Below are 24,907 nucleotides of genomic sequence, written 5' to 3'. Positions count from 1 at the left end.
AAAAGAAGATTTTATACTGGGGGAAAAATAATGAGAACAGCTAGTTTAAAAAGAGAAACTGCAGAAACAAAAATTGAGATGAAACTTGATTTAGATCGTCAAGAACCAGTTACGATTCAAACCGGAGTTGGTTTTTTTGATCATATGTTGATTCTATTTGCTCGTCATAGTCGTATTTCGCTGGAGGTCAAAGTAGAGGGTGATTTGGAAGTAGATAGTCATCATACTGTGGAAGATGTCGGGATTGTTTTAGGGCAATGTATTCGTGAAGCCTTAGGAGATAAGACCGGAATCAATCGCTATGGTACTAGTTTTGTGCCAATGGATGAGTCTTTAGGTATGGCATCTTTAGATCTAAGCGGTCGTTCTTATTTAGTGTTTGATGCGGTATTTGATAATCCTAAACTTGGGGATTTTGATACAGAATTGACAGAAGAATTTTTTCAAGCATTAGCATTCAATACCCAAATGAATTTACATTTAAAAATCTTGCATGGAAAAAATACACATCATAAGATAGAAGCCTTGTTTAAGGCAACCGGGCGAGCATTGAGAGAAGCGCTAACTGAAAATCCTGATATTCAAGGGGTCAACTCGACGAAAGGAATTTTGTAGATGATTATTATCATTGATTATGATACTGGAAATACTCGTAATGTTCAAAAAGCCTTAGATTTTGTTGGATTAGAGAATAAAATTTCTGCTGATCCTGCTGAGATAAGAAAAGCAGATGGCTTGATTTTACCAGGAGTCGGAGCTTTTTCATTAGCGATGAAAGAGTTGGAACAACGAGGCTTAGTGACTGTGATCCAAGAAACGGCTCAAAAAGGGATACCGATTTTAGGAGTCTGTTTAGGTATGCAGCTACTATTAGAAGGCAGTATGGAAAATGGTTTTACAGAGGGATTGGGTTTGATCGAAGGGCTGTGTGAAAGACTACCTGACGATCCTGATTTACCTGTTCCTCATATGGGGTGGAATCAACTTGTAGTAACCGAAGAAACATTGCTGACAAAAGATGTGGCTAAAGAGTATGTCTACTTTGTTCATTCTTATTATGCTGATTGTGAACCAGATGTGATTGACGCGATTGCTCAGTACTCCATTAAAATACCTGCAATGATCTCAAAAGGAACTATTTATGGGACACAATTTCACCCTGAAAAAAGTAGTGAGGCAGGCTTACGGATTTTAAAAGGATTTAAGGAGGTAGTGGAGCATGTACGTTTTACCAGCAATTGATATTAGAGAAGGAAAAGCAGTTCGGTTAGTTCAAGGGGACTTTCTCCAAAAAACGATCGTCAATCATGATCCCGCAGCCCAAGCACAAGAATTTAAAGACGCGGGTATTCAGATGATGCATGTTGTTGATTTAGATGGTGCTTTGATGGGGAAGGCGTCCAATGCGCCTTTAATTGAAGCTATGAAAAAGACAACTGGCTTAAAAATAGAAGTTGGTGGTGGTATCCGTACATTAAAACAAGTAGACGATTATGTGGCACTAGGAATCGATCGAATCATTATTGGTTCAGCAGCTTTAAGTGATCCTGAATTAGTCAAAGCAGCGGTCAAAAAACATGGGGATAAAATTGCTGTCGGAATCGATGCTAAAAATGGAAAAGTTGCTGTTAGTGGTTGGTTAGATGTGAGTGAAACAGATTATTTACAGATGGCTAAGGAAATGGCGGCAATTGGTGTCAAAACAATTATCTACACAGATATTTCTAAAGATGGCACGTTAGCAGGGCCAACTTTTGATGATTATGCACAACTGGCAAAGATTGTACCGAATGTACAAATCATTGCTTCAGGTGGGGTTAGTAGCAAAGCTGATTTAATGAAATTAGCAGAATTAGGGCTGTACGGTGCAATCGTCGGAAAAGCTTTTTATAATGGGACTATTGCCTTAGCTGATATGCTGGAGGTGGAACAAATTGCTGACTAAACGTATTATTCCTTGTTTAGATGTTACAGATGGACGAGTAGTCAAAGGAATTAATTTTGTTGATTTACAAGATGTTGGAGACCCAGTAGCGATTGCACGGACATACAATGAACAAGGTGCCGATGAGTTAGTTTTTTTAGATATCACTGCTACGAGTGACAAGCGTGAAACGATGATCGAAGTAGTCGAAAGGACAGCAGCAGAAGTATTTATCCCTTTGACTGTTGGTGGTGGAATTCGGAGTGTTTCCGACATGAAAAGAATGCTGCAGGCGGGGGCTGATAAAATTTCTCTTAACTCAGCGGCAATTCGACGACCAGCACTGATCAAAGAAGGGGCTGAGAAATTCGGTTCACAGTGTATTGTTGTCGCAATCGATGCTAAAAGAACAGGTGATTCATGGCATGTTTTTGTTAAAGGCGGACGTGAAGATACCGGATTAAATGTGATAGAGTGGGCTAAAAAGGCAGTGGCTTTAGGTGCTGGCGAAATTTTACTAACTAGTATGGATGCAGATGGTACTAAAGCAGGATACGATCTGGTATTGAATCAAGCTATTTGCGAGGCTGTCAATGTTCCAGTTATCGCGTCAGGAGGATGTGGTAGCGCAGCAGATATTGTAGAAGTCTTTGAGCAAACTAAAGTCAGTGCGGCTCTAGCTGCTAGTATTTTTCATTATGGAGAGGTAAAAATTCCAGAATTAAAAGAGTCCTTGGCGCTTAAGGGAATGGAGGTACGTCGATGAAATTAGATTTTAGTAAAGGTCTATTACCTGCAATTATTATAGAAGAAAAAACAAACGAGGTTTTGATGCTAGCTTATATGAACGAAGAAAGCTTTGAGAAAACGCTCGAAACAGGAACAACTTGGTTTTACTCAAGATCCCGTCAACAGTTATGGAATAAGGGTGAGACTAGTGGGAATAGTCAAAAAGTAAAAAGCATCGTGACCGATTGTGATTCAGACACGTTACTTATCACTGTTGAGCAAACAGGACCTGCTTGTCATACAGGACAGCATAGTTGTTTTTTTAATGTAATTCTCTAGCTATGTGAGCTAGTCACTATGCTCTGCTCCGATCTCATCAATTCCTAGGAGCTAAAGCTCCAAGGATTGAAGGTCTCGGGAAAAAAATAAAGGAGGTAAAAAGACATGCTTGAAACACTCTATGAAGAAATCCGTGCGCGCAAAAAAACGCCAAAAAAAGGCTCCTATACAAATTATCTATTTGATCAGGGGCTAGATAAGATTTTAAAAAAGGTTGGTGAAGAGGCAACAGAAGTGATCATTGCCGCAAAAAATAACCAAACAGAACTTGTTTCTGAAACATCTGATCTGATTTATCATATGTTAGTCTTACTCGTTGAGCAAAACATTTCACCAGACGAAATCAAAGCAGAATTAACGAAGCGTGAAGGGAAACTAAGTAAAACCATCGAGCGGAAACAAATTGATACGCTTTAAACGAACCAAAAACTAAAAGAAGCGTCCCACATAAAACAATTACGGGGATCGCTTCTTTTAGTTTTCAGTTGGGCAATCAAAAGAATTGGTTGCTTCTAAAACATAAGTAGCATCATCTGCTTCATCGTATAACGAAGCAGGTTTATCATTTAGACATTGAACAATTAAATGATAGCCATATTCATCTTGGGCGACTAAGCGTTTATTTGTTAATTCAACTAACATGTAACTTAATTTTTTACCATCGATAATGATTTGCAAATCATCTTCGATCTTTAAGGTATGTTGGGTGGCTTTGACTTTATTAACGAACCACCAACTGCCCAAATAACTCTTATATAAAGTAGGAATATCTGAATCAGCCTGCTGTTTTTCTTGTTGTTTTTTTAAGAACAATGAGCCGGCAATCCCCGTAATAAGTGATGCACCTAAAAATAATGACCAATGTTTTTTCATAGTATCATTCTCCTCTAAATCAATCATAGCACGAAATTAAAAAACAAACTATTCGAAAATCTCTTCCTATAAAAAAACTTAATGAAGTCCTTATTCTTTTTAATTTTTAAGTAGCGTTTCTATCTCTGTTTCCTGTTATATAGGAGTACGTTTGTCTGAAAAGTTTGACAATGCTTTTTCATTCAAAATATGGTATTGTTTTGAAGAAAGGGTGGTACAATGATTACATATCCCAATGTGTATTTAGCGTATTTTATTGATAGACCAAATCGTTTTATTGCACAGTGTCGCTTACAAGAGACCGGTGAAATAGTAACGGTTCACGTAAAAAACACTGGCCGCTGTAAAGAACTATTTCATCCGGAAGTTGAAGTTGCTTTATCTTATCAGCCTTCTCCAAAGAGAAAAACAGAGTATGATCTAATTGCGGTTAAAAAAAATGATGTATGGTTTAATATCGATAGTCAAGTTCCAAATGCACTGGCTGCTCAGGCAATCCAAGCAGGTACCATTGTTTTACCAGACTTAAATGGCGAAATTATTTCGGTAAAAAGAGAAAAGCGTTTCGCCCATTCACAGTTTGACATACTAGTAAAAACGAATACCGGGCATCAAGCTTTCGTTGAAGTGAAAGGGATGACCTTAGAAAATCACGGAGTAGGCGCCTTTCCTGATGCACCAACGTTACGTGGCTTAAAACATGTAACAGAATTGATCGAAGCCACAAAAGAAGGGTATCAAAGCTATGTATTGTTTGTTGTTCAATTTGAAAAAGTTGAAATAGCAACGATCCATACAGCGATGCAGCCAGCTTTAGCAGAAATCATTTTATCAGGACAAAAACAAGGATTAAGCGTCATTGCTTACAATTGTAGTGTCACTCCTGATACAATAGCAATAGAACATCAGGTACCGTTTGATGTTGCCAAAACGTTTGAAGATCCAAATTCAGAAAGGTGAGGGTAAAGATGATTCACTTAGGTATTATTGGAACAAACTGGATTAGTCATCAATTTGTCAAAGCAGCGTTGGAAACAAACCGCTATGATTTGACAGCAGTCTATTCACGCAAGTTAGAAACAGCTCAAAAATTTGGTGAAGAGTATGGTGATGTTGAATATGCAACGGATTTAAAAACATTTTTCGGGATTGCTCATATGGATACGGTTTATATCGCGTCACCGAATTCACTCCATTTTGAACAGGCAAAACAAGGCATTTTAGCCGGCAAAAATATTATTGTTGAAAAACCAGCTTTCTCAACACCGGAAGAAATGAACGAAATTATTGAGTTGGCTAATCAGCAAAAAGTCTTCTTTTTTGAAGCTGCTCGTAATATCCATGAGAAAAGTTTCAAAAAAATTGCTGAGCTATTGCCTTTAAAAAATCAAATTATAGGTGCAAATTTCACCTATATGAAATATTCTTCACGCTATGACCAAGTGTTGGATGGTCAAGAACCAAATATTTTTTCACCTCATTTTTCAGGTGGAGCTATGGCGGATTTAGGTGTCTATTTAGTCTATGCCGCAGTGGGGTGGTTCGGTATGCCAAATGAAAGTCATTATTTTGCAAGAAAAATCCCAACAGCTGTTGATGGAATTGGCACAGCGATTTTAAGATATGATTTATTTGATGTAACGTTACAAACAGGAAAAAATGCAGATTCCTTCTTAGATTCTGAAATTTATTTTGATGGCGGTACGTTGATCTTAGATAGTGTCAATGCGATTTCAAAAGCTGAATATCACGATCGCAACCATCAAGAACGTGATATCATCTCTGTTACGACCGAAGAAAATCCAATGATAGAAGAAGCCAATGATTTTGCTGATATCTTAGAAAATCCTAACGATTCGATAATGGGTGTGCGTTACGAGGAGTGGGTCGAGTTATCACGCAACGTAAATAAAGTATTAACAAGTTTAAGAAAAAGTGCTGGCATCGTTTTTGATGCGGACAAAGCATAAACAAGTTTAATCAAGAAAGGACTATTATGACATTTATCAAACATTTACCAGAAGCCTTGCAAGAACATTGGCAGGCTTCTGGTTTTAGCGAGCCATCGATGATTCAAGAAAAGAGTTTCCACCCTTTGCAAGAAAAGGAAAACCTCTTGGGGATTTCACCAACTGGATCAGGAAAAACGCTGGCGTATGTTTTACCATTACTTTTAAATGTAGAAAAAGACCAAGGCAGTCAACTGTTGATTTTAGCACCGTCACAAGAATTAGCTGTGCAGATCAGTCAAGTTGTGCGGGATTGGGCAACACTTCTGCAATTAAAAACTCAAAGTCTGATCGGCGGAGCCAACGTTGGTCGACAAATCGAGAAACTTAAAAAGAAACCAGAAATTTTAGTCGGAACCCCAGGCCGCGTACTAGAATTGATCAAAACTAAAAAAATCAAAAGCCATTTGCTAAAGACGGTTGTGATGGATGAAGTCGATCAACTCTTTCATGATAGAGAATTGAATTTAACGAAACAAATTTTGGCAAGTGCGCCAACAGAGTTTCAGCTTGTCTTTTACTCAGCGACTGCGGATCGAGTGGTAGAAGAAGCAAAAAAATTAACGGATCAGCTGACGATCATTGATGTAACAAATGAAGATCAGTCAGGTGGCGTTGTCAACCATTATTTCATGGCTTTATCACCTAGAAAGAAAAGTGATTATTTAAGAAGTTTGGCTTATACACCAGATTTTCGAGCTATGGTTTTCTTCAATCAAGTTGCTGATTTGGGCTCGGTTGAAAACAAACTGATTTATGAAGGATTAACAGTGGTTGGACTTGCTTCCGATCAAAATAAAACATTACGGAAATTGGCGATCGATCAATTTTCTAAAAAAAGAGCTGTAATGCTTTTAACAACGGATATCGCAGCAAGAGGCTTGGATTTTGAAGCTATTCCATTTGTTGTGAATGCCGAAGTTCCTTTATCAGAAGAAAGCTATATCCATCGTGCTGGACGTGTTGGAAGAATGGGAGCAGCGGGCTCTGTCATCACCTTTGTTAATGATGCGACGAAGAGAGATTATCAACGATTGATGAAAAAAATCGAACTTCCTTCTAAGGAAATTTTTCTATACGATGGTGCAATCCATCTGAATAGAAAAGAAAAAAATACAGTCGAAAAAAAACACTCAAACACAAAATTACCGCACAAAAAAGACCCAGTAACCACACAACAACCAAGCAAACAGACGGCTAAACCTAAAAAACGGCCAAAAAGCAATAAAAACAAAGGGGCTAGACGGAAACCGTCTCAACCTGAAGCATAGTAACAAGTAAGAACGTCATGATTTAGGAGGCTATCCATGAAATCTAGAAAAGACGAGATTTTAGCAGTTTTAGAATTAAAAACACAAGGCATGACGGCAGCAGAGGTTGCCAAAGAGTTGTCAATCGATCGAAGTAACGCGAGTCGTTACTTAAGCGAACTATTCAAAGAACAAAAAATTATTAAAAGCGATGGCCGTCCCGTAGTCTATTCCGTTGTAACAGAAGAAGACAGAGTACATGTGGACAGTTCCAGTGAGGTAACATTTGATAACTTAGTTGGGGCGCAAGACTCTTTGAAAGTCAGCATCCAGCAGGCTAAAGCGGCAATTTTATATCCGCCGCGTGGCTTACATACTATCATCTTTGGTGAAACTGGAACCGGTAAATCGTTATTTGCAGAATGTATGTATCATTTTGCGGTCGATTCAAACACGCTAGCAAAAGATGCTCCATTTGTTTCGTTTAACTGTGCTGATTACGCTCAGAATCCTCAATTGCTTTTTGGGCATATTTTTGGTGTGAAAAAAGGGGCATACACTGGAGCTAATGAAGATAGCCCAGGTTTGATGTCAAAAGCCGATGGAGGAATTCTATTCCTTGATGAAATCCATCGCTTACCACCGGAAGGACAAGAAATGTTGTTCACTTTTATTGATAAAGGCATCTATCGCCCACTTGGTGAAAGTGGTCAAACTTATGAAGCATCTGTTCAAATTATTGGGGCAACTACAGAATCTTCTGAAAGCTTTTTAACAACCTTTAACCGCAGAATTCCGATGGCTATCACATTACCATCGTTAGATGCACGCTCACTTGATGAACGTTATGATATTATTTCATTGTTTATCAAACAAGAAGCAAATCGTTTAAATCAACGAATCGATATTAAAAGAGAAGCGATCCTAGCATTTATGTTATATGATGCAGAAGGCAATATTGGACAAGTCAAACGAGACTTGAAACTGGTTTGTGCAAAATCTTTTCTACATTATCGTACTCATAACGAGTCTAGTTTAGTGATCCAAAAACGAGATTTGCCACTTCAAGTTCAAAAGGGATTATTAAAAATCAAAGAAGTTTCTGATCGTTTAGATCGTTTTGTTGATAGTAAAAGTAATTATCTAAGCTTTGAACCTGGTACGAATGAAGTTGTTTGGTCTCAAGATCCAGCTCGTGATATGCAGGTTTACAATGAAATCGAAGAAAAAGTGGCTACATTATCAGCTAATGAATTAGAAAATGTTAATTTGGAACAACTAATTTCCAGTGACATGGATGCCTATTTCCAAACGTACGTGGATGAATTGACTCAAAATCCAGTACACAAAGAATTATTGCCAGAGCCAATTTGGAAGCTAACAGATCAATTATATGATATCGCAGAAAAAAGATTAGAGCGTACCTACAATGAAAAAGCGCGTTTTGCTTTTGCACTCCATTTACAAAGTACAATCGAGCGAGTTAGAGAGGGACATGTAATTGTTCATCCTAACTTAAACAATGTTCGTAAAAAAATGAAAAAAGAATTTCAAGTTGCCATGGATTTATCTGCAATCATAGAAGAAGAAAATAATATTGAAATTCCTTTTGATGAGATTGGTTTTATCAGTATGTTTTTATCGATCAATGTCGGCAGTAAAGAAAAAGTTCATGAGAACAATGTTGGCGTTGTCGTTTTGATGCACGGTGATTCCACAGCTTCAAGTATGCTAAAAACAGCGCAAGAATTACTTGGAACTGAGACCGGTGTGGCGATGAACATGCCGCTGACCATGGAAGTTCAAACCATGTATGAACAGCTAAAAACTTTTGTATTGAGTCATCGTGAGAAATTAGTCAATGGTATGCTGCTTTTAACGGATATGGGTTCATTAAATTCGTTTGGTAACCTGATTTTTGAAGAAACGGGTATTCGTACGAAAGCTATCACTATGACCAGTACGATGATTGTGTTAGAAGCTATTCGTATGGCTAGTGTGGGACGCAGCTTAGAGGATATCTATCAAAATATTCAAATGTCATTTGAAAGTATTATTAGAGAACAATTTAGAACGAGTCCGCAAAATCGAGATGAAGTTAAAAAAGCGGTTGTAGTCACTTGTTTCACTGGTGAAGGGGTAGCAGCGAAGTTGTACCAACGAATTTTACCCGTTATTGATGAAAACAAAGTAGAGATCATCCAAATGCAGTTCTTAGAACGTGAAGCATTTAAAAAGCATATCGACAGTTTGATGGAAGAATATGAAATCAAAGCAATTGCAGGAACGGTAGATGTTGAATACCAAAATATTCCGTTCTTTTCAGCCTATGATATCTTCGATGATGAAAAACTAAATGTATTAAAACGTATCGCAGGAGATGAGGTGCCAACGGAGAAAATAGTAAAATCATTAGGTGGCACGATTACGGCAGTCGATTCATTACAAAAATTAATTGTCATGCTGCAAAAAACAGTTCATCAAATCCAAACCGATATGCATATTATTGTAGAACCTGGTGTAGACGCTGGGATCGTGATTCATCTGGCTTTCTTAGTCGATGCTATTTTAAAAGGCGAAAAATCAAAAGAATTTGAGCATCTTCCTGAATTTATGAAAAAGAACCGCTTAGAAACAGATGTAACTAGAACCAATTTAATGGTGATCGAAAAAGCCTATCGTGTAGCCTTTACTGAGTCTGATATTGCACATCTTACACAACTGTTTTTAGAAAATAGAATTAAAGCTATCTCAGAATATAAACAAAATTAATTAGTGTGTAGCCCGAAAAATAATAGTGTGTACACAAAACGTATAGACCAAAACCCAGTTATCGTGGGATTTGGTCTATATATTTTTTTGGCACGCTTCTTGCTTATATAAACGTGTAAAGCAAAATTGAGATAGAAGGAGTGGTAACAATGGCTAAAAAAACAATTATGTTAGTATGTTCAGCAGGAATGAGTACCAGTTTATTAGTAACAAAAATGCAAAAAGCAGCAGAAGATCGTGGAATGGAAGCAGATATTTTTGCAGTATCGGCATCAGATGCAGACAACAACCTAGAAGCTAAAGATGTAAACGTATTACTTTTAGGACCACAAGTGCGTTTCATGAAAGCACAATTCGAGCAAAAACTAGCACCTAAAGGAATTCCCTTTGACGTGATCAACATGTCTGATTATGGCATGATGAACGGCGAAAAAGTATTGGATCAAGCAATTTCTTTAATGGGTAATTAATTTAAATAAAAAATGAATGGAGCGTTAAAATTATGGAAGAGCAACAAAATTTAGAAGCAGTTATGGGACTTATCATGTATGGAGGTAATGCTAAAAGCGATGCAATGGAAGCGATCGCAGCCGCTAAAGCAGGAGATTTTGACTTAGCAGATCAAAAAATTGTTGATGCAGAAGAATCTTTGGTTCAAGCACATCATTCTCAAACTGGTATGTTAACACAAGAAGCACAAGGAAATCATATCCAAGTGACGTTATTGACAGTTCATAGTCAAGATCATTTAATGACAGCGATCGCATTTACAGATTTAGCAAAAGAAATCATCGATTTATATCGTCGCATGGATAACGAGTAAAGATTACTTGGATTTTGAGACAAACTAAAAAGTTGCTGCTTTTATAACAGCGCTTTTACAACGACCGATTTGAAAAGCAGCATGCTTTTTAGATAAATATTGTTTAGGGGGATTTACAAACGATGGACAAATTTGTTCAATGGATGGAAAAATATTTTATGCCGAAAGCTTCAGTAATTGCAGCACAACGGCACTTGGTGGCAATTCGTGATGCCTTTGTGGTAACGATGCCGTTAATGATTTTAGGCGCACTTGCAGTTTTGATCAACAATCTACCGATTCCTGGATTTCCAGAATTAATGGATAAACTATTTCCAATGATCGCCAATGATGCACCAATTTGGAAAAGCTTTGGTGGGAACATTTGGAACGGAACATTTGCAATTTTTTCAGTTTTAATTGCCTTTTTAGTGGCTTATAACTTAGTGAGATCTTATGGTAAAGATGGTATTGCAGCAGGAACTGTTTCAGTTGCTTCATTCTTTGCTGTTGGCGGACTAAGTGGTATGGATGCTACAGGATTATTTATTGCATTAGTTATTGCACTTATTTCAGGTGAATTATTCCAAAGATTAGTTGGGAATGACAAATTAGTTATTAAAATGCCGGATGGCGTTCCGCCAGCGGTTGCAAAATCATTTGCGGCATTATTGCCTGCGATGATCACGATCAGCTTGTTCAGTTTGATCACATCTATTTTATTAGGTCTTGGAATCGACAACATTGTGGTTTCATTCTATGAGGCCGTTCAAAAACCATTTATGGGATTGGCAAATAGCTATCCTTCAGCGTTATTATTAGCTTTTATTACACCATTCTTATGGTTCTTCGGACTACATGGAGCGAATATGGTGGATCCTTTGATGCAAACGATCAATGTTCCAGCAATCGATGCAAATATCAAAGCCTTAGAAGCAGGGGAAAAAATTCCTTATATCGTAAACAAACCGTTCTTTGATTCTTTTGTCAATTTAGGTGGAACAGGTGCTACTTTAGGTCTATTGATTGCCATTTTCTTAGTAGGACGCAAAAACAAACCATTTAAAGTCATTACAAACCTAAGTTTAGCACCAGGTATTTTCAATATTAACGAACCAGTAATGTTTGGTTTGCCGATCGTATTAAATCCGATCATGTTTATTCCATTTATCATTACGCCAATGGTTCTTGTAACAACGGCTTATATTGCAACATCAACAGGTTTAGTTCCAGCGGCTACATTTATGCCACCTTGGGTAACACCACCGATCATTGGCGGATTCTTAGCAACTAAGAGTATTGCTGGTGGTGTCTTAGCTGCAGTTAACTTAGCGATTTCTGTCTTGATTTATATTCCGTTTGTAAAAGTAGCAACGGATCAATTCTTGAAACAAGAAGCAGCAGCACACGCACAAGAAAGCAAATAGCCAAGCTTAATCAGGTAACCAATAGATAAAATTTCCTTAAGAGAGGTTGAGAGAAAAAGAGTAATCATTTTTTCTCAACCGTAAGGAGATTTTATCTATTTTCAAATGAAAATAATTTATAGGAGATGACAATGATGGATTATCAATTTCCAAAAGGTTTTTGGTGGGGATCTGCAGCTAGTGGCCCACAGACAGAAGGTGTTTTTGAAGGTGATGGAAAAGCGCAAAATATCTGGGATTTTTGGTATGAAGAAAAACCTGAAAAATTCTTTAACAATGTAGGGCCAGATAAAACGTCACGTTTTTACAAAAAGTATCAAGAAGATATTCAACTGATGAAAGAAACAGGTCATAATTCTTTTCGCACGTCGATTCAATGGAGCCGTCTGATTCCTGATCCTGATACTGGAGTAGTCAATCCAAAGGCGGTTGAATTTTATAATCAGGTTATTGATGGTCTATTAGAAAATGGAATTGAGCCTTTCTTTAATTTGTATCACTTTGATATGCCGATGACGATGCAAGAAAAAGGCGGCTGGCTTAATCGTGAAGTCGTTGATCAGTATGTTTTTTATGCTAAAACTTGTTTTGAATTATTTGGCGATCGTGTGAAGAAATGGTTTACACACAACGAGCCGATCGTACCAGTTGAAGGTGGCTATTTATACGGGTGGCACTATCCTGATGAAGTCAACTTAAAGCACGGTGTTCAAGTAGCTTATCATGAAGCGCTAGCCAGCGCTAAAGCAATTGAGGCTTATCATAGTCTGGATTTAGATGGTGAAATAGGGATCGTGCTTAATTTGACACCTACTTACCCAAGAGATGAACAAAATAAAGCAGACGTTGAAGCGGCACGTTTAGTCGATGGCTTATTCAATCGCTCATTCTTAGATCCGGCAGTTAAAGGTCATTTCCCAGAAGATATTATAAAATGGGTCAAAGAAAATGATTTAATGCCTATAACAACACCAGAAGATCTAAAAACAATAGCAAAGAATACGATCGATCTTTTAGGGGTTAATTATTACCAACCGCGCAGAGTAAAAGCGAAAGAGACTCCTGTGGAAATTGCAGGGAACAGTATTTTACCAGAAGATTTCTATGATGTATATGATATGCCAGGTAAAAAGATGAATCCATATCGTGGTTGGGAAATTTATGAAAAAGGTATTTACGATACCTTAATAAATTTGAAGGAAAACTATGGCAATATCCGCTGCTATATTTCTGAAAATGGTATGGGTGTTGAAGGAGAAGAACGCTTTGTAAATGCTGATGGCATGATCGAAGATGATTATCGGATTGAATTTGTGACAGATCATTTAAAATGGGTTCATCAAGCTATTCAAGAAGGCAGCCAAGTTCAAGGCTATCACATGTGGACGTGTATGGATAACTGGTCATGGCTAAATGCTTATAAAAACCGTTATGGCTTTATTGCAGTTGATTTAGAACAAGAAGGTAAGCGAACAATCAAGAAAAGTGGCTACTGGTTCAAAGAACTGACAAGAAATAATGGTTTTAATTAAAAAACACTTTATGTTGAAAACGGTTCAAACGTTGGTTTAAAGGTAAAGAAAACGCACACAAAAGATAGTGTGTATTGTGGATTTATTAGTGTGTACACAAAGACGTATAGACCAAAACCGTGCTATTACTGAATTTGGTCTATACATCTATTTGGCACACTTCTTGCTTTATATAAAAGTGTAAGTACAACAACTATTAGAAGGAGTGTAAAAAATGGCTAAAAAAACAATTATGTTAGTATGTTCAGCAGGAATGAGTACCAGTTTATTAGTAACAAAAATGCAAAAAGCAGCAGAAGATCGTGGAATGGAAGCAGATATTTTTGCAGTATCGGCATCAGATGCAGACAACAACCTAGAAGCTAAAGATGTAAACGTATTACTTTTAGGACCACAAGTACGTTTCATGAAATCACAATTTGAGCAAAAACTAGCACCAAAAGGAATTCCTTTTGACGTGATCAACATGTCTGATTATGGCATGATGAATGGCGAAAAAGTCTTAGATCAAGCAATCGCTTTGATGGATCAGTAAAAATAAAACAATGAACGGAGTTACAAACGTGGAAGATCAACAAAATTTAGAAGCAGTAATGGGATTGATCATGTATGGAGGCAATGCTAAAAGCGATGCAATGGAAGCGATTGCGGCTGCCAAAGCAGGCGATTTTGACTTAGCAGATCAAAAAATTGTTGATGCAGAGGAATCTTTAGTCCAAGCACATCATTCTCAAACTGGTATGTTAACACAAGAAGCACAAGGAAATCATATCCAAGTGACGTTATTGACAGTTCATAGTCAAGATCATTTAATGACATCGATTGCATTTACAGATTTAGCAAAAGAAATCATTGATCTGTATCGTCGTATGGACAACGAATAAGCTGTATCATTTTCTTTTTTGAACGGAAGAAAATAGAGGTTAAAGTTTTTTGAACGGGACTTTAACTACTACTTTGTTTTAAAGAGTTTTATCGCTCTTTGAATAAATATTATTTATAGGAGGAATTAAAAAATGGATGGATTAACAGCCTGGATGGAGAAATACATTCTACCTGTGGCCGGTAAAATTGGTGCGCAAAAACACTTAGTTGCACTTCGTGATGCTTTTATCGGGACAATGCCGGCAACAATGGCAGGATCGATTGCCGTAATGATCAACGCGATGATTCGTGACTTGCCGCAACAATTTTTCTCTGATTATGCAGCCAATCTTGCTGCAGATAAAGGGATTTTTGCAGTTATTAACGTTATTATTGGTATCAACGGATTTGTTTGGAATGGTACTTTGGCGATTGCCGGCTTGATTTTTGCCTTTTCTTGGGGCTATAATCTAGCAAGAGCATACAAAGTAAATGACTTAGCGGGTGGTATCGTTGGGTTGGCAACATTGATTCAAGGGATTGCATTTGCTTATTCTAATACATTAGAAACAGCGGTTCCAAAAGAATTAATGAACACAATCAATGAAAACACTGCAACAAGTGGTTGGTCAGCAACAGCCGAAGGATTAACAGCCGGTGGTTGGGGTTGGTTAAAATTAGATCACTTAAATGGTAACGCATACTTCACCGTAATGATCATGGGTGCAATTTCTGTTATCATTTTCTGTAAATTAATGTTGGCGAATATCACAATCAAAATGCCTGATTCAGTTCCGCCAGCAGTATCAAAAGCGTTCGCAGCTATCTTGCCTGCAACGATCGCATTATATGTTATTGCAATTATCAACTTTGTAGTAGGTAAATTAACAGGTGGACAATTGATCATCGATCTAGTCCAAAAATATATTGCAGAACCATTCTTGGGACTATCTCAAGGTTTAGGTGCCGTATTGATCGTAACGATTTTCGTTCAAATTTTCTGGTTCTTCGGGATTCATGGTCCAAACGTATTGGCACCAGTTTTAGAAGGTATCTGGGGACAAGCGCAATTGATCAATATCGATATTTTCCAAAAAGGCTACAAAGGCTTAACTGGTACGCCAGCTGTCTTGAAAGCCATTGATGATGGAAAAGCCTATATGTGGGTTCGTGGTTCATTTGATGCCTTTGCATGGTTTGGTGGTTCAGGTGGTACGATCGTCTTGATCATTGCTATCTTGCTATTCTCTAAACGTGCAGATTACCTAACTGTTGGTAAATTATCATTAGGACCTGGTATCTTCAACATCAACGAACCAATCATGTTTGGTTTACCAATCGTATTAAATGCAATCATGTTTGTACCATTCTTAGTAGCACCAGTTGTTGCAACAACAATCGGCTGGTTAGCAACATACTTTGGTTTAGTAGCACCAGTTTCACAACAAGTAACGTGGGTTGTTCCACCAGTCTTGCTATCATTCTTAGCAACAGGAGCTGACTGGAGAGCACCGATCGTGACACTTGTCTGTATGGTTGTAACGTTCCTAATCTGGACACCGTTTGTTATAGCGGCCAACAGAATGGAACCAACTGATTTTGAATAAAAAAACTAAATAGTAAGTTGCTTTCACCTTTGACAAGGTGAAAGCAACTACTTTATTGTTAAGGAGAGCTTAAAATGATTACAATTGCGAGTGCAATGCAACAAGAAGAAATCAAGAATTTATTAGAAAGCTATGACGGTGGCGATTTTACATACACTTTCAAAGAAAAAAAAGGAATCAAATTAGCGTTTGATGTAACTGGCGATAAAGAAGAAGCAGCAAAAAAAGCAAAAGAAATTATCAAAGCACAACCTTGGGGCGGTGTCTTGTTCTTCCAAGCGGCTGCAGTTTAAAAAGATTGGATGGATGCAAAATGGTAAGAAATGGTTTATTTGTATGTAGTATCGGCTTAATTATAATTTTATATGCGCTGAATCCTGCATCAATGAAGTATGATTTGTTAAGTATGACTACAGGTATTTTCTTAGTGGTTGTTGGAGGGTATTTTTTCTTCAAAGGCAGAAAGAAAGAAGAACAAAATAAGAAAGAGAGTAACGAGGTGAAAAGATAATGGAAATTATAAAAAAAATGAATATTCCTGCATCTGTTTTTTATGACCAAGTCATGGATTCTGTTTTGTTTGATATACGAAAGCATACGGGCAAAAGTTTAACAAGAAAACAATTAAATAACTTTGAATATGTTAAGCAATTTTCAAAAAATAGCCGAGCGCGGATCAAAGTAGAAAAACTTGTTGAAAATACATCTTACCATTTTCGCACATCAACAACGAAAAATGATTTCTTGGTTCAATATGATATCAAACCATTAGATGAAAAATCGTGTGAGATTCGTTATAACGAGAAAATGGAATCATATGGATTTTTACAAAAAATGAATGATGCCGTACTGGGTACGATCCTGATGTTTTTTAAAAAACGTCAGTTTACTAAAATGTTAAAAATGATGGAAGAATCATATTGATGAGAGTGTCATATAGGCACTCTTTTTTTTTGGTTTTTTTACACACAAAATACACAGTGTAACTTGTGTGTAAAAACACTGTGTTGAGAAAGCGCTTTATATCGTGCGGTTTTGGTCTAGATCAATTTGGCATGATTTTTGCTTATTATAAGAATGTAAGGTTATATTGATACGATATTTTGTGTGGATAAGTGATTTATTTTAGGGGGTATGAGGCTGTTTTGAAGAGTGCAAACTTTTTAAATAAATAAATTTTTGGGAGGACAAAAAATGAATGGATTAACAGCGTGGATGGAAAGGTATATTTTACCTGTAGCTGCGAAGATTGGAGCGCAAAAACATTTAGTGGCATTAAGGGATGCCTTTATTGGTATGATGCCAGTTACGATGGCTGGGGCGATTGCTGTTTTATTAAATGCATTTATGCGCGATTTTCCTAATACGTATTTAGGAGAAGGCAATGCAATCACTAGCTTCTTTACACCCGTGATTGCGATAAATGGATTGGTTTGGACGGGAACGCTAGCAATCATGGCTGTTGTGTTTGCCGCATCTTTGGGTTATAACGTGGCAAGAGCTTACGATGTCGATGCATTATCAGGTATGCTAGTCTCATTAGCTGCTTTTTTCATTGGCTTGCCACAAAGTGCAACAGCGACTGTTACCTTGGCTGAAAAATTACCAAAAAATATTGCGCAACTATTTACGGATGCTGGTGCGACGGTTAATACAGTTGATGGTGTTTCGGCAGTTGATGCTAGTGCTTGGGGGTATTTCCCGTTTAGTAAATATATGGGGGGAACAGGCCTATTTACAGCAATGATTTTTGGGTTTATTTCTGTTATTATTTTTGCTAAATTGATAAAGAAAAATATTGTTATTAAAATGCCTGATTCAGTGCCATCGGCTGTTTCAAAAGCATTTGCCGCAATTATTCCTGGGGTAACAGCTCTTTATGTTTCAGGACTGATTTATCATGTATTTGAACAATTGACAGGGAAATTATTGATTGACTGGATCTCTGAATCAATTCAAACGCCATTGCTTGGTTTGTCTCAAGGTTATGGCGCTGTTCTATTGATTGTGTTGTTAGTACATGTTTTGTGGTTCTTCGGACTGCATGGAACCAATATCATGTCGCCGGTTTTACAATCGATTTATGGTGTAGCGATGGTAGACAATACCAATGCCTACCAACAAGGACAAGAAATTCCCTATAAATGGGTTGCGGGTTCTTTTGAAGCGTTCGTTTGGCCTGGTGGTGCCGGTGTTACCTTAGTCTTGATTATCTCGATTCTACTTTTATCAAAACGTGCAGACTATAAAACAGTCGGCAAACTTGGCATAGGGCCTGGCTTATTCAATATCAATGAACCAGTGATGTTTGGGATGCCAGTTGTATTGAACCCGATTATGTTGATTCCTTTTATTGTAGCGCCATTAGCAACAGCTACGATCGCTTATTTTGCAACGATGGCCGGATTAGTGAATCCTGTCGTTGTGAATGTGATATGGGTCATGCCGACGATCATAAGTGGTTTCTTAGCAACAGCGGGTGACTGGCGGGCGATCGTTCTGACGCTGGTCAACTTAGCTGTCGCATTCGTGATTTGGGCTCCTTTTGTCATCGCAGCAAATAAAATGGACCCTAATTTAGGTGAACCAGAAGAATAAAAAACAAATCTAAGCGTTGGATCGAATATGATTAGTGAATTAAAGAGTGATTCAATTTAGAAATGCTGAATAAGATATGGAATGAGGCCGAGACGAAAGTATTTGTTCGGTTTAGAGAGTGAAACAAAACGTATTTTTGGTTTTGTCTCGCTCTCGTTTTTGCGTAATGAAAAGGGTCGTTTTTATTCTGGACATCCGTTTGTATTGGAGTACAATGAAAAGTAGAAAATTACTTTTAGTTAGGGTGGAGAACAATGAAGAATGAAGTACGTCTTATGGGAGTAGAAAAAATTGATGAGATGTTTGATTTGGCTGCATATGCATTCAATTCAATTAAAACCGAGGAGCGAAAAGAACGATTTAATCAGATTGTTGCAAAATCCCAGAATTACGGGTATTTTGCAGAGAATGCCTTAACAAGTCAAGTTATTTCTACACCATTTCGAGTAGCGTTTCATGGGACTTGCTATCAAATGGCCGGTATTGGTTGCGTTTCGTCTTACCCTGAGTATCGCGGACAAGGCGGCATTTCAACTATTATGAAACAGCTGTTAACAGAGTTAGCTGAAAATCGGATCGAGCTCGCTTACTTGGCGCCATTCTCCTATCCATTTTATAGAAAATATGGTTTTGAACAATTATTCGAGCAAATTAGCTATACAGTTAAAGCGGCAGATTGGCCCAATGTCAAAGCCGTTTCAGGCAAGATGATACGGCTCACCTATGAAGAGGCAAAAAATAGTTGTCAGAAAATTTATTCTGAGTTGTCAAGTAATCAAAAAGGGGCAGTGATTCGAGAGACTTGGTGGTTGGATTATACATTTGGTTTGGAAGAAAAGAATCAGTTTGCGATTTACGAAGATGAACAAGGGAATCCTCAGGGGTATTTGATTTACCAATCTAGTGCGGAGTATTTTCGCATTAAAGAATGGGGCTATTTGACGAATCAAGCATTTCAATCGATCACCCGTTTTATCGGTTCTCATAACGGTTCATCACGAGAGTTTCGTTTGGAGACAGGGTTTGATGGTGAAAATTTAAGCTATTTGATGTCATCTCCGTTAGTAGAAATGAAAACCACCCCGTTTATGATGGCTAGAATTGTTGATTTAGAAAGCTTTCTAGCTAAGTATCCGTTTGAGGTTGGGAAGGAAGAAATGTATTATCTTAAAGTTGAAGATAATTATGGCCCATGGAATCAAGGGATTTGGTCGTTACAAATAACGGAAGAGGGCCAAAGCGTCGTAAATAAAGTTAGTCAGATTCCTAACTTATTGAAAGAAGAAGACTTGATTGTAAGCTCAATTCAAGTATTAACTCAACTTTTTATGGGGTATCGTCAGGGTAGTGAATTACATTTTTATGGAAAAATGACAGGATCAAGAAAACAAATTCAGTCATTGGACCAACGTTTAGTAAAAGGCGTGCCGCTCTTGGCGGATTACTTTTAAAAAATAGGTTAAGTGAGTTAGTTGTTTCAATGCTCACTTAGCCTATTTAAATTTATCCCTTACTTTCGTCATTTTCCGTCGTTTCTCCTGAGAGCTCTTCATGATAGTCTTTCAAAGCTTCTTTGAAAATCGCCTCTTTTTCTTGTTTGTAACTATTTTGTCGCTCAGCAAATACATTTTCTTTTGTTTGATCACTCATCCAAGCACCTCTGTATTCTCTTTATTTACCATAAATGGTATAGCTCAACCTTAACATCGATGAAAAGCCTTTGCGAATTTTTTGACTATAAGCGGATCATTAGCGAAACGGATGAAAACTCCTTATAATATAAGACAAAGAGACGAATAAAAGTGCAAAATGAAAGGTAGTGAATACTGTGAGCAAAACGAAAGAAGAAAAAGTTGCAAGAAATGGTAAAATCGGGAAAACATTAGCAGTGGTCATAGGTGGGCTCTATTTAGTTAAGATGTTGAAAGGAAAAAAGAACGTTAAGAAATAAAAAGAAAGAGGATGGGGCATAACCCATCCCTTTTCTTTTTGTTTTCCATTGACACTGACTGAAAAGACTTCTAAAATAAGTAAGTGAATGTTCTCGTAGCTCAGTAGGATAGAGCAATCGCCTCCTAAGCGATAGGCCGCTGGTTCGATTCCAGTCGGGAACATAAAAAAGGGTCCGAGACAAAAGTGGTATTTACTTTTGTCTCGGACCCTAAGTGTGAATAAATGCTTCTGTCCCACTTTTTTCTTCTTATTTATTAATTATTTTGCCTATTTTTTTTGATGATTTTAGCTAGTAAAAGCCAATCATGTTGAATTATAGCTTCAAGTTTTTGATTATAAAAAACAGCTGCGGGATGATAAATCGGAAATAGCGTATAGAGATCACTGGACGCAACAAGTTGGTTTTTCTCTTTTGCATAAGTAAGAATCGGTAAATGGAGTAACTTGCCATGGTAAGCAGAAATCCTATAGCTGTGTCCTAGCAATCGTTGTAAACCAACGTTGCCCATTGGTACAAGGATTTTTGGTTGGATCGTTTTGATTTCATAGTCTAGTAATGGGGCGAAAGCGACAACTTCATTTTTGGTGGGTGTTCGATTTGGATATTTTGTTTCAATGATTCCAGTTCGTTTGTTAAGTTGTTTTTTTATGGTGAAGGGTCTGCTTCTTACTGCACTAGTAATATAAATTTCTTTTCGTTCTAAGCCAGCCTCAGCCAACCAGCTATCTAATTTTTTTCCTGATCGTCCGCTAAATGGGATAGATGTTTTTATTTCTGTTGCACCTGGTGCTTCTCCTATGAGCATTAAAGGGGCATGTTTAGGTCCTTGTCCTGAAAGAAAGCCTTCTAAGTTGTGACCGTGTACTTTCTGTGAGACTGCTTCAACTAATGTAGTTGGATAGTCCATAGTTCAACATCTTCTTTCTAAAAAAACGTACTGATCGAGTTGATCAGTACGTTTTTAATACTAAGCCCAATCACCATTACGGAAGATTGGAACGCGTGTACCATCTTCACGAATACCATCGATATCCATTTGGTCTGATCCAACCATGAAATCAACGTGAGTATGACTACGGTTTAAACCAGCTGCTTCTAATTCTGTTTCACTCATTTCTGTTCCGCCTTGTAGATTAAAAGCATAGGCAGAGCCAAAAGCTAAATGATTTGATGCATTTTCGTCAAATAAAGTATTGTAGAAAATAATACCAGATTGAGAGATCGGAGAAGGGTCTGGAACCAATGCGACTTCACCTAAATGACGTGCACCTTCATCTGTTTCTAGTAATTTACCTAATACTTCCTCACCTTGTTCAGCAGAAAAATCAACGACTTTTCCATCTTTAAAGGTAAATTTCATACCAGAAATCGTTGTTCCAGCATAACTAAGTGGCTTAGTACTAGAGACAACACCATCAACACGACGTCTATCAGGTGCAGTGAAGACTTCTTCTGTCGGCATGTTGGCCATGAATTTTTCGCCACGAACGTTATCGCTACCAGCACCTTCCCACAAATGGTTTTTAGGCAATCCAATCACTAAGTCAGTGCCTGGAGCTGTGTAATGCAAAGCATTAAATTGTTCTTTATTTAATTCGTCCGCTTTGGTTGCTAATTTGTTGTCATGAGCTTTCCAAGCTGCAACTGGATCTGCTTCATACACACGAGTTGTTTTAAAAATTTCATCCCAAAGAGCGTCTACTTGAGACTCGCTGTCTGTTAGGTCAGGGAAAACTTTAGCAGCCCATTCTTTGCCAGCAGCAGCAACGACTGTCCAGCTGACTTTATTCGCTTGTGTTGCTTTTCTTAAGTTGACCAATGCTTTGCCGGAAGCAGCTTGAAAAGCGGCAACACGATCAGCATCAACGCCTGCTAAAGCATCAGGATTAGCAGAGACAACACTGATACGGCTAGCTCCTTTGTTAACCCAGTCATCTGTTTGATCTATTTTATATTGAGGAATAGTATCCAAATATTTTTCATCAGCATGCAGTAAAAATTCACGTTGCACAAGATCATCATTCCACTGAACGATCACTTCACCAGCCCCAAGTTTATAAGCCTCTTCTGTGATCAAACGAGCTAATGGTGCTTGATCAACGCTGATTTGTAAAACGATGCTGTGTCCCTTTTGAACGTTAACACCAGTTTCAACAATCAGTCTAGCGTATTTCTTTAAGATCTCATTAAAATTTGGTAATGACATAGAATAGCCTCCTAGTTTTGCATTTGTATAATCGTGAATATCATAACACGTACGGAGCTTGAACTCAAACAATCGAACAGCATTAAGAGCTTATTTAATTCTTAGAAAAATGCCTTGAAAGACCCGTGTAATCAATTAAATAAAATAATTTGAAACGAAGGACTAGTATTTTGCAGAATAAACAAATCGTGTTACAATAACTGTAGTATTTATATGGAAGCGTTGTAAGATAGGTAGAGGGGATTGAAAGATTATGGCAAGAAAAAAAACGATTACTAAAGATCAGATTTTAAATGCTGCATACGAAGTAGTGGCCACTGAAGGCTTTTCGAAATTCACCGCACGTAACATTGCAACCAAAATGAAATGCTCAACACAACCAATTTATTTAGAATTCAAAAATATGGATGATCTGAAAGAAGAACTGTTTGAAAAGATCCATCAATATTTAGCAAAAGAAGTATTCCCTGTCACGCATACAGGCAATACGATTGTCGACTTAGCTTTAAATTATATCCATTTTGCTAAAAATGAAAGTAAACTATATCGTGCGCTATATTTGGAAGAGTACGGTGGCGGAAAAAGAATGCAGGAATTTTCGTACAGTTATTTTTCCAACGCGGTCAAACAAGATCCGGATTATGAAAAATTAAATGATACAGAGATCAATTCTCTTCATATGGGAACGTGGATCGTCGCAACGGGGATTGCTGCGTTGATGACATCTGGAATCATTCATCCAAGCGAGCAACAAATCGAGCACTTGATGAAAGAGTCGATCGATCAGATATTAGAGCGGGATGAACCAATCGATATCGATAGTTAGATCTACTAAAAAGAAAAGACCAGAGCAAAACGCATTGAGTTTTGTTCTGGTCTTTAATTGTTTCAATAATTATTTTACAGCTCCTGCTAGTTTTTTCGCAAAAGCTTCGAGATTTTGAATATCTTCTTCTTCAGCAGCTAAATCAACTTTTACACTATCTGCGCCTTTTGAAGCACCAATTTTTGTGAAAACAGCGTCAAAGTCATCCACTGATTTACAAAAATCATCGTAAAAAGTATCACCAGAACCACAAACACCATACGTTTTTCCAGATAAATCGATTTCTTGTAACTCTTCATAAAAATCTACGATTTCATCAGGTAACTCACCATCACCATATGTGTAAGTTGCGACAACGCAAATGTCTGCATCTTCAAAGTCTTCAGGATCCACTTGTGTACATTCGTTGATCTCAACTTCAATATTTAAATTTTCTAAAGCTTCAGCAACGATATCTGCTATTTCTTCTGTATTTCCAGTCATACTTGCATAAACGATTTTAGCTAAGGTCATTAGATTTCCTCCTTCAAATAATACAACCTTGATTATATCAGAAGAACGAAGGTCGTGTAAATTACAAAATTGAAGCTAAAAATGAAGAATTTGCTTTAATAGCACCGTTTGTAGTGGATCAGAAGAAGAAAAAAGATGAAAATAATGTTTAACAATGACTTTTCAGTGAAATTTTCACAAATTATGATAAAATACTCTTAGATAAAGATTATCTAGCTACGTGGGCTAGCTCTTCGGAAAAAAGATAAAAATGGAATGTGGCAAAAAGCGCCACAGTCAATTTTTCCTATTTTTCAGTCAGAACTGGACGAGCCTACTTCGCTTTTATTGTTATCTAGCTACGTGGGCTAGTCTCTATGAAAAAGATAAAATCTGCCTGTGACAAAAAGCGTCATAACCCTATTTTCCTATTTTTCTAGGAGCCTGAGCGAGCCCACTGCACTTTTATTGTTATCTAGCTTCGAGAGCTAGCCTTTCAGCTTTTGCTTTGAAACACAGTGAACGAAGTGAACTGATGTTGAAAAGTACAAGGTGAAGCAAAGCGGAATGTTGTGACCGTAAGTTATCTAGCTACACGGGCTAAACTCTATGAAAAAAGATAAAAGCTATCTGTGACAAAGAGCGTCACAACTATCTTTTCCTATTTTTCTACGAGTTTAAACGAGCCCGTTACGCTTTTAGT

29 protein-coding genes and 1 tRNA gene are annotated in these 24,907 nt (G+C 37.5%); 25 read left to right on the top strand and 5 right to left on the bottom strand.

The window, feature by feature from the left end; genetic code table 11:
• Nucleotides 1-30: 30 nt before the first annotated feature.
• The 6 genes from hisB (at nucleotide 31) to hisE (ending at nucleotide 3,409) form a co-directional block, all read left to right on the top strand.
• Nucleotides 31-615 (top strand): imidazoleglycerol-phosphate dehydratase HisB, encoded by a 585-nt coding sequence (gene hisB / locus A5819_RS02425; RefSeq protein ID WP_086280213.1) that lies wholly within the window; start codon nucleotides 31-33, stop codon nucleotides 613-615.
• Entirely contained in the window at nucleotides 616-1,242 is a 627-nt protein-coding gene (gene hisH / locus A5819_RS02420; RefSeq protein WP_086280217.1) for an imidazole glycerol phosphate synthase subunit HisH, read from the top strand.
• A complete protein-coding gene (gene hisA / locus A5819_RS02415; protein WP_086280221.1) occupies nucleotides 1,220-1,945 on the top strand; it encodes a 1-(5-phosphoribosyl)-5-[(5-phosphoribosylamino)methylideneamino]imidazole-4-carboxamide isomerase in 726 nt (241 codons plus the stop codon). The genes hisH and hisA overlap by 23 nt, the downstream gene beginning before the upstream one ends.
• The gene (gene hisF, locus A5819_RS02410) at nucleotides 1,935-2,690 is read left to right on the top strand and encodes an imidazole glycerol phosphate synthase subunit HisF (RefSeq protein ID WP_086280224.1); all 756 of its coding nucleotides are present in this window, start codon (nucleotides 1,935-1,937) and stop codon (nucleotides 2,688-2,690) included. The genes hisA and hisF overlap by 11 nt, the downstream gene beginning before the upstream one ends.
• Entirely contained in the window at nucleotides 2,687-2,992 is a 306-nt protein-coding gene (gene hisI / locus A5819_RS19480; RefSeq protein WP_086280227.1) for a phosphoribosyl-AMP cyclohydrolase, read from the top strand. Before hisF ends, hisI begins: the two co-directional genes overlap by 4 nt.
• A gap of 105 nt (nucleotides 2,993-3,097) precedes the next feature.
• On the top strand, nucleotides 3,098-3,409 hold the full coding sequence (gene hisE / locus A5819_RS19475; protein WP_086280230.1) for a phosphoribosyl-ATP diphosphatase: 312 nt from the start codon (nucleotides 3,098-3,100) through the stop codon (nucleotides 3,407-3,409).
• A 57-nt stretch (nucleotides 3,410-3,466) separates the two neighbouring features.
• Here the strand turns inward: hisE and A5819_RS02400 are convergent, their stop codons facing one another.
• The gene (locus A5819_RS02400; RefSeq protein WP_086280233.1) at nucleotides 3,467-3,865 is read right to left on the bottom strand and encodes a DUF4828 domain-containing protein; all 399 of its coding nucleotides are present in this window, start codon (nucleotides 3,863-3,865) and stop codon (nucleotides 3,467-3,469) included.
• 222 nt (nucleotides 3,866-4,087) lie between these two features.
• Here A5819_RS02400 and sfsA point away from each other — a divergent pair, with 222 nt between their 5' ends.
• The 16 genes from sfsA (at nucleotide 4,088) to eis (ending at nucleotide 20,177) form a co-directional block, all read left to right on the top strand.
• Complete coding sequence (sfsA, locus tag A5819_RS02395) at nucleotides 4,088-4,825, top strand: DNA/RNA nuclease SfsA (protein WP_176271447.1); 738 nt, start codon at nucleotides 4,088-4,090, stop codon at nucleotides 4,823-4,825.
• An 8-nt stretch (nucleotides 4,826-4,833) separates the two neighbouring features.
• Nucleotides 4,834-5,835, top strand: coding sequence for a Gfo/Idh/MocA family protein (locus tag A5819_RS02390; RefSeq protein ID WP_086280239.1), 1,002 nt, complete (start codon nucleotides 4,834-4,836; stop codon nucleotides 5,833-5,835).
• A 26-nt stretch (nucleotides 5,836-5,861) separates the two neighbouring features.
• A complete protein-coding gene (locus A5819_RS02385; RefSeq protein ID WP_086280242.1) occupies nucleotides 5,862-7,145 on the top strand; it encodes a DEAD/DEAH box helicase in 1,284 nt (427 codons plus the stop codon).
• Nucleotides 7,146-7,181: 36 nt separating this feature from the next.
• Nucleotides 7,182-9,896, top strand: coding sequence for a sigma 54-interacting transcriptional regulator (locus tag A5819_RS02380; RefSeq protein WP_086280246.1), 2,715 nt, complete (start codon nucleotides 7,182-7,184; stop codon nucleotides 9,894-9,896).
• A 149-nt stretch (nucleotides 9,897-10,045) separates the two neighbouring features.
• Complete coding sequence (locus A5819_RS02375; protein WP_086280250.1) at nucleotides 10,046-10,366, top strand: PTS sugar transporter subunit IIB; 321 nt, start codon at nucleotides 10,046-10,048, stop codon at nucleotides 10,364-10,366.
• 32 nt (nucleotides 10,367-10,398) lie between these two features.
• Nucleotides 10,399-10,719 (top strand): PTS lactose/cellobiose transporter subunit IIA, encoded by a 321-nt coding sequence (locus A5819_RS02370; RefSeq protein ID WP_086280253.1) that lies wholly within the window; start codon nucleotides 10,399-10,401, stop codon nucleotides 10,717-10,719.
• A gap of 122 nt (nucleotides 10,720-10,841) precedes the next feature.
• Nucleotides 10,842-12,125, top strand: a complete 1,284-nt coding sequence (locus A5819_RS02365) for a PTS sugar transporter subunit IIC (RefSeq protein ID WP_086280256.1) — start codon at nucleotides 10,842-10,844, stop codon at nucleotides 12,123-12,125.
• Nucleotides 12,126-12,259: 134 nt separating this feature from the next.
• Nucleotides 12,260-13,657, top strand: coding sequence for a glycoside hydrolase family 1 protein (locus tag A5819_RS02360; protein WP_086280258.1), 1,398 nt, complete (start codon nucleotides 12,260-12,262; stop codon nucleotides 13,655-13,657).
• A gap of 214 nt (nucleotides 13,658-13,871) precedes the next feature.
• A complete protein-coding gene (locus A5819_RS02355) occupies nucleotides 13,872-14,192 on the top strand; it encodes a PTS sugar transporter subunit IIB (protein WP_086280261.1) in 321 nt (106 codons plus the stop codon).
• Nucleotides 14,193-14,220: 28 nt separating this feature from the next.
• Complete coding sequence (locus A5819_RS02350) at nucleotides 14,221-14,541, top strand: PTS lactose/cellobiose transporter subunit IIA (protein ID WP_086280263.1); 321 nt, start codon at nucleotides 14,221-14,223, stop codon at nucleotides 14,539-14,541.
• A gap of 132 nt (nucleotides 14,542-14,673) precedes the next feature.
• Nucleotides 14,674-16,128, top strand: a complete 1,455-nt coding sequence (locus A5819_RS02345; RefSeq protein ID WP_086280266.1) for a PTS sugar transporter subunit IIC — start codon at nucleotides 14,674-14,676, stop codon at nucleotides 16,126-16,128.
• 74 nt (nucleotides 16,129-16,202) lie between these two features.
• On the top strand, nucleotides 16,203-16,421 hold the full coding sequence (locus A5819_RS02340; RefSeq protein ID WP_010764088.1) for a hypothetical protein: 219 nt from the start codon (nucleotides 16,203-16,205) through the stop codon (nucleotides 16,419-16,421).
• A 20-nt stretch (nucleotides 16,422-16,441) separates the two neighbouring features.
• Nucleotides 16,442-16,639, top strand: a complete 198-nt coding sequence (locus tag A5819_RS02335) for a DUF3188 domain-containing protein (protein WP_086280269.1) — start codon at nucleotides 16,442-16,444, stop codon at nucleotides 16,637-16,639.
• Nucleotides 16,639-17,052, top strand: a complete 414-nt coding sequence (locus tag A5819_RS02330; protein ID WP_025872033.1) for a DUF3284 domain-containing protein — start codon at nucleotides 16,639-16,641, stop codon at nucleotides 17,050-17,052. The genes A5819_RS02335 and A5819_RS02330 overlap by 1 nt, the downstream gene beginning before the upstream one ends.
• 270 nt (nucleotides 17,053-17,322) lie before the next feature.
• Nucleotides 17,323-18,726, top strand: a complete 1,404-nt coding sequence (locus tag A5819_RS02325; protein ID WP_086280272.1) for a PTS sugar transporter subunit IIC — start codon at nucleotides 17,323-17,325, stop codon at nucleotides 18,724-18,726.
• A 254-nt stretch (nucleotides 18,727-18,980) separates the two neighbouring features.
• The gene (eis, locus tag A5819_RS02320; protein ID WP_086280275.1) at nucleotides 18,981-20,177 is read left to right on the top strand and encodes an enhanced intracellular survival protein Eis; all 1,197 of its coding nucleotides are present in this window, start codon (nucleotides 18,981-18,983) and stop codon (nucleotides 20,175-20,177) included.
• Nucleotides 20,178-20,229: 52 nt separating this feature from the next.
• Here the strand turns inward: eis and A5819_RS19140 are convergent, their stop codons facing one another.
• Entirely contained in the window at nucleotides 20,230-20,376 is a 147-nt protein-coding gene (locus A5819_RS19140) for a hypothetical protein (protein ID WP_176271339.1), read from the bottom strand.
• Nucleotides 20,377-20,554: 178 nt separating this feature from the next.
• Between A5819_RS19140 and A5819_RS19655 the strand changes: the two genes are divergently transcribed.
• Together A5819_RS19655 and A5819_RS02310 are read left to right on the top strand one after the other, a co-directional pair.
• Nucleotides 20,555-20,677, top strand: coding sequence for a hypothetical protein (locus A5819_RS19655; RefSeq protein WP_086280278.1), 123 nt, complete (start codon nucleotides 20,555-20,557; stop codon nucleotides 20,675-20,677).
• An 89-nt stretch (nucleotides 20,678-20,766) separates the two neighbouring features.
• Nucleotides 20,767-20,840 (top strand) — tRNA-Arg (locus tag A5819_RS02310).
• 93 nt (nucleotides 20,841-20,933) lie between these two features.
• On the opposite strand, the gene A5819_RS02305 is transcribed toward A5819_RS02310, so the two are convergent.
• On the bottom strand, nucleotides 20,934-21,587 hold the full coding sequence (locus A5819_RS02305; protein WP_086280281.1) for a uracil-DNA glycosylase: 654 nt from the start codon (nucleotides 21,585-21,587) through the stop codon (nucleotides 20,934-20,936).
• Nucleotides 21,588-21,647: 60 nt separating this feature from the next.
• Entirely contained in the window at nucleotides 21,648-22,886 is a 1,239-nt protein-coding gene (locus A5819_RS02300; RefSeq protein ID WP_086280285.1) for an aminopeptidase, read from the bottom strand.
• A 253-nt stretch (nucleotides 22,887-23,139) separates the two neighbouring features.
• Between A5819_RS02300 and A5819_RS02295 the strand changes: the two genes are divergently transcribed.
• On the top strand, nucleotides 23,140-23,712 hold the full coding sequence (locus A5819_RS02295) for a TetR/AcrR family transcriptional regulator (RefSeq protein ID WP_086280288.1): 573 nt from the start codon (nucleotides 23,140-23,142) through the stop codon (nucleotides 23,710-23,712).
• A gap of 69 nt (nucleotides 23,713-23,781) precedes the next feature.
• Here A5819_RS02295 and A5819_RS02290 read toward each other — a convergent pair whose 3' ends face one another.
• Nucleotides 23,782-24,225: a flavodoxin gene (locus tag A5819_RS02290; RefSeq protein WP_086280291.1), complete on the bottom strand. Its 444-nt coding sequence runs from the start codon at nucleotides 24,223-24,225 to the stop codon at nucleotides 23,782-23,784.
• Between the last annotated feature and the right edge of the window lie 682 nt (nucleotides 24,226-24,907).

Source organism: Enterococcus sp. 7E2_DIV0204 (assembly GCF_002140855.1).
GTDB lineage: Bacteria > Bacillota > Bacilli > Lactobacillales > Enterococcaceae > Enterococcus_L > Enterococcus_L lemimoniae.
Note: the sequence above shows the minus strand (reverse complement) of the source record. Positions and strands in the feature narration are given on the sequence as shown.